This is a genomic window from Microvirga roseola (assembly GCF_020866965.1).
GTDB lineage: Bacteria > Pseudomonadota > Alphaproteobacteria > Rhizobiales > Beijerinckiaceae > Microvirga > Microvirga roseola.
In genome coordinates this window covers 1-6,946 of the sequence record NZ_JAJATX010000102.1, presented here as the reverse complement: position 1 = coordinate 6,946, position 6,946 = coordinate 1, and the positions used below count along the sequence as shown (strand labels likewise).

Sequence of the window (6,946 nt, the reverse complement as noted above, 5' to 3'; positions counted from 1 at the left end):
TCCAGGCAGCCTGAGACCCATCGCCCCCTAATCTGCCCCGCTTACGACTAGCAAGTTCCTAGGCGAGAAGAGGATAGGCAACATTGATCATAGGGAGAGCCTAGGCTCAAGACCCATTGATTAGAGCTAGAACATAGCGACTGCGGTCACGCGGATCACCGAGAAGAAGGTATGTGCGCACCTGTAATATGGCAGGTGCGTCGTTCTCAGCGACCGAATGGGATAGGCCAACCGGCGGCAACGGCGGGATGAGACCACCTTGACATGCAGGTAAAAGCCTGCATATTGTGCCTCCACATGAGAGGGGTCGATGGACGCTGACAAGGTCTTCAAGGCACTGGCCGATCCGACCCGCAGAAAGCTGCTCGACCTTTTGTGCGAGCAGAATGGGCAGACGCTCAGCCAGCTCTGCGAGAGCATCGACATGGCTCGGCAATCCGCCACCCAGCACCTCGGAATTCTCGAAGACGCCAGTCTCGTGAGCACAGTAAGGCGTGGACGGGAGAAACTGCATTTCATCAACCCGGTGCCGCTCCACGAGGTCTACAAGCGGTGGGTGCGCAAGTTCGAACACCAGCGGCTGAACCTGCTGCACGATCTGAAGAAGGAACTCGAAGGGAAGTGACGATGACTAAAGAGAAAACCAGCTTTGTTTATGTGACTTACATCGTCTCGACGCCGGAAAAAGTGTTCGAGGCCCTCACCAGAACCGACATCGCGCGACGCTACTGGGGCCACGAGAATGTCTCCGACTGGAAGCCCGGTTCGAGGTGGGAGCATGTCCGCGACAACGAAGAGCGGACCGTCGAGATCGTCGGCGATGTCGTCGAGGTGTCGCCGCCGACTCGACTCGTGATCACCTGGGCGAACGCCTCGCAGGCCTCAAATCCGGAAGTCTACAGCCGTGTGACGTTCGAGATCGAGGAATACGAGAACATGGTGCGCCTCACCGTTACTCACGACGAGCTCGAAGCCGGCAGTGGCATGGCCAAGGGCATTAGCAAGGGCTGGCCGATGGTCCTTTCCAGCCTCAAGTCCTTCCTTGAGACCGGCCAGGCGCTCAACGTCTTCGCCAAACCGAAGGCGGCCTGAGCCCTCCTGCCGCTAGGAATACTACCTGAGAGAGAACGATCATGACCAAGACCTATGCCGGCGGATGTGCTTGCGGAGCGATCCGGTATGCAACGAGCAGCGCGCCTATCGTCGAGAACCATTGCCAGTGCCGCGATTGCCAGAGGCGGAGCGGCACAGGGCACTCGTCCCATCTGGTTTTTCCTGACCGGGCCGAGATGAAAATTGATGGGGGGGCGGCGACTTGGCGCGTCGCCGGCGAAGGCGGGAACGAAAAGGTTCATGCCTTCTGCCCGACGTGCGGAACGCCGGTCTATCTCACCTTCACCGCCATGCCGGACTTTATTGCGATTTATGCTGCCAGCCTGGACGACCCAAGCAAGTTCGAGCCAAGTACTGTAACCTATAATATTCACGGTTTTGCTTGGGACTCGCTTGATCCCTCGTTGCAGAAGTTTGAGAAAATGCCTGCGAGCTAAGATAAGGATATCTTGATTAGAGCCAGAATATGATAGTTGCTGCGATGCAGATGGCTGAGAAGAATGTGTGAGCGCAGCGGTCATAGCGAGTTGCGACGCGTCGCCAGTCCTTGAGCTTTGCGAAAAGGTTTTCGACTTTGTGACGCTCGCGATAGGCGGATTTATCGTAGGTATATGGGACTTTGCGACTGCGGCAGGATGGGATGTATCGCTCTATGCCCCTGCCCTGGAGTTTTGCCCGGAACCAGTCACTATCGTAGCCGCGATAGGCGATCAGGCTTGAAGCCGTTGGTAGAGCATCGAGCATGAGGCGTGCGCCCTTGTTGTCGCTCATCTGCCCTCCGACAGAAGCAGGTTGATTAGCCGGCCCTCACCATCGCACACTGTATGCAATTTCGAGTTCAACCCGCCTTTAGTCCGCCTGATCCGACGCGGAACATCCCCTTTTTGAGCAAGCTCGCCGCCGTGCGGTGCGCTTTTAGGTGTGTAGTGTCGATCATGATGCGCTCGGGCCTCGGCCCTTCGCCGGCCAGGACAGCGAAGATGTGATTGAATACGCCCAGCCGGCTCCAGCGGACGAAGCGATTGTAAAGCGTCTTGTGCGGTCCGTAATCCCTTGGGCATCCTTCCATTGCAGGCCGTGCTTGATGACATAGACGATGCCGCTCACTACTCGTCGGTCATCAACACGCGGCACCCCATGCGCCAAGGAAAAATACGGTTCAATCCGCGCCATCTGAGATGCACTCAGCAAATACAATTCACTCATCGTATCCTCCCATTGGAGCTGTGAAACACGCCTCAAACCAATTTAATAGGTCCTGAGGCTAGGCGGGCCGAGCTGAGGATGGACGGCACGCTCCAATTCGCGCAGTAGTGCCTGCTCGTGGGTCGCCGCGCCTGTATTAGCGACCTCTGCACTTGGGCGAGCCGCACCTGTTCTTGCAGCAGAGCTCTTTCTCGATGGCCCAGGGTTCTGGCTCGCACTATGGGGCTGTTGCTTGACCGGCTTAGCCCTGCCCTCAAGAGTATCAATGAGGCTGTGAAGCGCGACGTCGGTGCAAGGAACCTCTAGAACCTCAGCGGGTCCAGCAAATGCCATGGCTTGCAGGCTGAAGCGTCGATCTGCCGTCACCTCCGGGCCAAACCAGGGCAGGGGCGAGAAAGCAGGGGCCTCGGCCAAGTTCTCGAACTCTACCGATATCAAGTCGAGGCGGCTCGGGGCTATGACCCGATTGACTGAGATCTCCCTCTGGTCCACCGCAAGGGTGGTGCGAACGATGTCAACTTCGCCGGCCACCACATCGAGGAGGGCCTCGGCATAAGAGCGGGGGATCTCCACACGCTCCGCAGTAACACCGGAAGTGCTCTGGGTCTTCAGGGTTAGGAAGGCGCTGGTCTCAAGCAACTGAACACAGGACGTCTTGCCGTTATGATCAGGGAAATACCCTTCCAGAATTCGAACGCCACCTTTTTCCCGCTGAATCAGACGGGCCAGGGATGATGCGATGAGAAAACGTCGGCTGATGCTCATGATTATAGTTCTTCATCAGATTCAGGAGCATCTTGGGTAACTTCAAAATCACAGAAAGCCAGTGCAAGCCGGCAACAGGTCCGCGCACACGCGTCCTATCTTGGGGCTCTATGATGTCGCATCTGCCCCATCTCCAGAGCCCTGGGACTAGACAGACACCGTGCCTAGCGCGAGCGTGAGATCTTCATCACGCCGGGCGCCAGGAGATCGGCCCTGAACTCGCCCGTCAATTCTGCGACCACAGGAAGAATGCCGCTGCGCTGGGGCTGAATTGCCCGTTCGATGGTCGAAAGTTCCCGCCACTTCCTGTTGTCGTTGCAGGCCGTCGGAATTCATTGTCGCTGACTGGTAAGCTGTTGTGCCATGGAGATGCCCCTCAAAGACCCACAGCTACTTAACAAAGTTTGCGCGAGACTGTTTTATGCTGCCTTGCTACTTTTCCGTTGGACGAAGCGGCTCTATGGCCGGACCTCCTGAAGTTGGATTGCTCCGGCCTTCGCAGGTGATACTACAGCCCTATGAACGATGCTCCTTTGGCAGACCTCCACCTCCCCGACGACCGTATGCCTGAGGCTGAAGTCGCGTTGCGGCTTGCCGCGTTTCTTCTTGACCAGCCAAAGTCTGGATCGATGGCCAGTGTCGCGATCGATGGCGCCAGCATTCAAGCCGGCGAGCTACAGATCTTCGATATCGACGGCTTCATGGCTCATGGCGAATGGATCCAGGACAAGGAGCGCCCGGCTGGGAAGAATGCCTGGACCGGAACCTATAGGCGAGGGGGGAAGACCATCCACGTCCACTCGCGGCCGGGTCAGGGTGACGTAGTTGCCCAGGTTAATGGTCGACATATCTTCGCGGAGTGCAAAAAGGGGCCTTTGATCAAAAAGCCCGGGAGCCCGGAGTACCCTCTACTAACGACCGCCCTGGGCCAGGCGCTTCTGTTCGATATTGCTCGTGATGATCTCGTCGTTGCAGCAGTGCCAGACACCGCCACGTTTCGCAGGCTTGCAGAGCAATGGCGGACACGTCCCCTGGTCAAGCGAGCCGGGATCCAAATCGCCCTGGTGTCCCGCTCAGGTACAGTCACTGGCCTGCAGATGTTCTAGGTCCTGTTTGATGAGGTGACGCTCCAACTCAAAGCCTAGGCTAGAACTGTCAAGAAAGGCACATTGATCGATGCAACGGTCATTGCCGCGGCCACCCGCCGGGATGAGGAGGCTCCCCGGGCCGGGCACAAACGAGGCAAGGCGATCAACGGCCTCAAAGCCCATGTGGCGGCGAATGCTGATACGGCGCTTGTGGAGGAAGTGACCGTCACACCCGGCAACGTCAACGACGGGCGGGCTGGCGGCAAGATCCTGCCGGAGAACCCTGGTGACGTCCCCAAGGACTTTCGCGGCCAGTACCTCTGCTCTGCCATGACGTTACTGCGGCCCAGTACTCTACAACTGCCCTTCTGCTGAGATGCAGGCTACCTGAGTCCAGAAAACAACAGTGTACCAGCCCCTTTCTGAGGCGGGCGGATGGCAATTGCTCATCTTTGCCCCAGCCTGTACTAGGCTTTTTATCACACCGTTCTGCCGCCCTGCTGTTCAGCGACGGGCCACCGGCACCTCACCGCATCCTCCAGGAGGCCCGCGTGAATTCGTCCCCCCATGCCCGCCTGAGCGCCCTCCTGCGGCTCGCTCTCCTGACCAGCACGGCCCTGGTCGGGGCCTCCGGTGTCCGGGCTCAAAATGTGGTGATGGGCAATTTCATCATTTCATATGGCGATTCTGGACCGACCGATTACTTTTCCGTCGGCGCAGGATCTTGGGACGTAAAAGGGGGGCTGCTTGTTGGCGGCAACACAGATGGAGATAGCCCTGCTCGGCTCCTGATTGCGCCTGGGGCGCATTTCACGACAGGATCGGGCGGATACATCGGTCACACGTTACATCCCTCGGAGTACTTTGGCGCTGTCAGTGTCGATGGAGGCACCTGGGTCAACAGTGGGGGGTTGTACGTCGGTGATGCTGGGTACGGTATGCTGATGATCAGCAACGGGGGCACGGTCACGCAGGAGGGTGGGCTCGGCACCGTCACCATAGCCAATCAGGCCGGAGCAAGAGGGACACTGGCGATCGGTCTTACCCGAGATTACGGGGTGATGGATCACGGGGAGTTTGGCGATCCGGGCACTCTGAATGCAGCAAGGGTCGTGTTCGGGCAGGGTGATGGAAAGCTGCTCTTCCATCACAGCTTCACTCACCATTTTGGCCAGGAATACACCTTCGCGCCCTCTATCTCCGGCAATGGCACCATCGAACAACAGGCCGGAACAACCAGACTGGGCGGCAACAACTCCGGGTTTACAGGACAGGTTCTGGTCTCTGGCGGGCGCCTTATTCTGCCAACGAGCTCGGCTATTGGGTCCTCGGTTCTCAAGATCGATAGTGCATCAGTCGAACTTGCCGATGGATTGGTCCTCTCGAACCCAATTGAGATCTACAACGACATCTCAACGCTACACGTCCCAACCGGCACCGCGATCCAGACCGGTGTGATTAGCGACTTTGGGTCTCTCAATAAGTCAGGCACTGGGACCCTTGTTCTTGCCGGAGCGAATACGTTCACTGGCTACGTAAGGCTTAATGAGGGAACACTTGAGGTCCGGTCTGACCAGTCTCTTGGCGGCAGTTCCGGCTCCCGCCCGCCTGTCTTTATCCAGGATGGGACGACCTTGCGGACAGGAAGCAATGACCTGACGCTCGCAAACGACATGTGGCTAGTCGGCAACGGCACCATCGATACGCAGGGGCACGAACTCACGCTCTCGGGCAAGATCGGCGCGGCAGGTGGCCTTATCAAGTCTGGTTCTGGTTTACTGCGTCTGACGGGGTATAACACCTATGCCGGTAGTACGACGATCAGGGAGGGCACTCTTGCGGTCGAGTATGAGGCGAACCATTCTGGAAGCCGTTCACCGTTGGTTCTCGCCGGAGGCACCCTGCGCTTTGAGGGATTCGACCTAGATTGGCTCACCCCCACGACGCTTGTGGGAACCGGAGGCTTCGAGGTCGCGAGACCCGACGTCGAATTGCTTTTTCTTAAGCCTCTCGTTGGATCAGGAATCTTTACCAAGTCAGGGCCGGGTACCCTCACCCTTGCCTCTAACACCTTCGCCATCGACCGCTTCGACGTTCAGGATGGTACACTGGCCCTTGGAGTACTGGCGTCGCTTGGGCCAGACACGGGCCTACATCTTGGGGCCAAGGGCACGTTCATCCACGATCAGGAATACACCACGCAGTATTTCGCCGGTGGCCTGCTCAGCGGCGAGGCAGGGAGCCTCTATCGGATCGGATCACATAGCCGCTTGGCAATCACCGGGCCTGGAGACACAACCTTCTCCGGAAGCATTGCCGACATCTCTGAGATGTTCCCGTACCAAGTGTCCGGTTCGCTCGACAAATCCGGAACGGGGATGCTCACGCTCGCAGGGAACAACACCTATACCGGCGAGACCCAGATCATGGGGGGAACGCTGCGGCTCGTCGAAGACGGCAGCATCGCAGCGTCCGACTGGGTCAACATGCACCCGACAGGAACGCTGGAACTCGCGACGGGAGGAAAGATCAGCCTGCGAGGTCTCAGTGGCGCTGGTGGTTCCGTCATTCTGTCGAACACGGACCTCGAGGTCGGCACAAGCGGTGTGGACCGCAGCTACAACGGCTCGATCCGCGGCACCGGCGGCCTAATCAAGGCCGGGGCAGGGGTCTGGACCCTCGGCGGTCCGGTTTCCATTTCCGGCAACCTCACGGTGGCGGGCGGCACACTTGATCTCATGGGTGCTGGCTCCCTCAGCTCTTCCGCCATCCAT

General features: G+C 58.4%; 7 protein-coding genes and 1 pseudogene. 6 read left to right on the top strand and 2 right to left on the bottom strand.

The genetic code is table 11. From position 1 onward, the window contains the following. Positions 1-310: 310 nt before the first annotated feature. Genes LG661_RS23820 through LG661_RS23810 form a run of 3 tightly spaced genes read left to right on the top strand, consistent with a single transcriptional unit; the run spans position 311 to position 1,550 of the window. Positions 311-625 (top strand): ArsR/SmtB family transcription factor, encoded by a 315-nt coding sequence (locus LG661_RS23820; RefSeq protein WP_230534483.1) that lies wholly within the window; start codon positions 311-313, stop codon positions 623-625. 2 nt (positions 626-627) lie between these two features. Then, positions 628-1,092, top strand: coding sequence for an SRPBCC family protein (locus LG661_RS23815; RefSeq protein WP_230534481.1), 465 nt, complete (start codon positions 628-630; stop codon positions 1,090-1,092). A gap of 41 nt (positions 1,093-1,133) precedes the next feature. Continuing rightward, on the top strand, positions 1,134-1,550 hold the full coding sequence (locus LG661_RS23810) for a GFA family protein (protein WP_230534479.1): 417 nt from the start codon (positions 1,134-1,136) through the stop codon (positions 1,548-1,550). Between the two features lie 16 nt (positions 1,551-1,566). On the opposite strand, the pseudogene LG661_RS23805 reads toward LG661_RS23810, so the two are convergent. Both LG661_RS23805 and LG661_RS23800 read right to left on the bottom strand, forming a co-directional pair. Beyond that, positions 1,567-2,319, bottom strand: a pseudogene (locus tag LG661_RS23805) (IS5 family transposase). 42 nt (positions 2,320-2,361) lie between these two features. Next, on the bottom strand, positions 2,362-3,084 hold the full coding sequence (locus LG661_RS23800; RefSeq protein ID WP_230534478.1) for a CYTH domain-containing protein: 723 nt from the start codon (positions 3,082-3,084) through the stop codon (positions 2,362-2,364). A 518-nt stretch (positions 3,085-3,602) separates the two neighbouring features. Here LG661_RS23800 and LG661_RS23795 point away from each other — a divergent pair. From LG661_RS23795 to LG661_RS23785, 3 genes are all read left to right on the top strand, one after another. Further along, positions 3,603-4,190: a hypothetical protein gene (locus LG661_RS23795; RefSeq protein ID WP_230534477.1), complete on the top strand. Its 588-nt coding sequence runs from the start codon at positions 3,603-3,605 to the stop codon at positions 4,188-4,190. Positions 4,191-4,253: 63 nt separating this feature from the next. Then, positions 4,254-4,547: a transposase gene (locus LG661_RS23790; protein WP_230534475.1), complete on the top strand. Its 294-nt coding sequence runs from the start codon at positions 4,254-4,256 to the stop codon at positions 4,545-4,547. Positions 4,548-4,723: 176 nt separating this feature from the next. After that, positions 4,724-6,946, top strand: a 2,223-nt coding sequence (locus LG661_RS23785) for an autotransporter-associated beta strand repeat-containing protein (RefSeq protein ID WP_230534474.1), incomplete at its 3' end; no start/stop codon positions are given.

Coding starts and splice junctions, on each gene's coding strand:
- LG661_RS23820 (WP_230534483.1), top strand. CDS start 311: ATGGACGCTGACAAGGTCTTCAAGGCACTGGCCGATCCGACCCGCAGA.
- LG661_RS23815 (WP_230534481.1), top strand. CDS start 628: ATGACTAAAGAGAAAACCAGCTTTGTTTATGTGACTTACATCGTCTCG.
- LG661_RS23810 (WP_230534479.1), top strand. CDS start 1,134: ATGACCAAGACCTATGCCGGCGGATGTGCTTGCGGAGCGATCCGGTAT.
- LG661_RS23800 (WP_230534478.1), bottom strand. CDS start 3,084: ATGAGCATCAGCCGACGTTTTCTCATCGCATCATCCCTGGCCCGTCTG.
- LG661_RS23795 (WP_230534477.1), top strand. CDS start 3,603: ATGAACGATGCTCCTTTGGCAGACCTCCACCTCCCCGACGACCGTATG.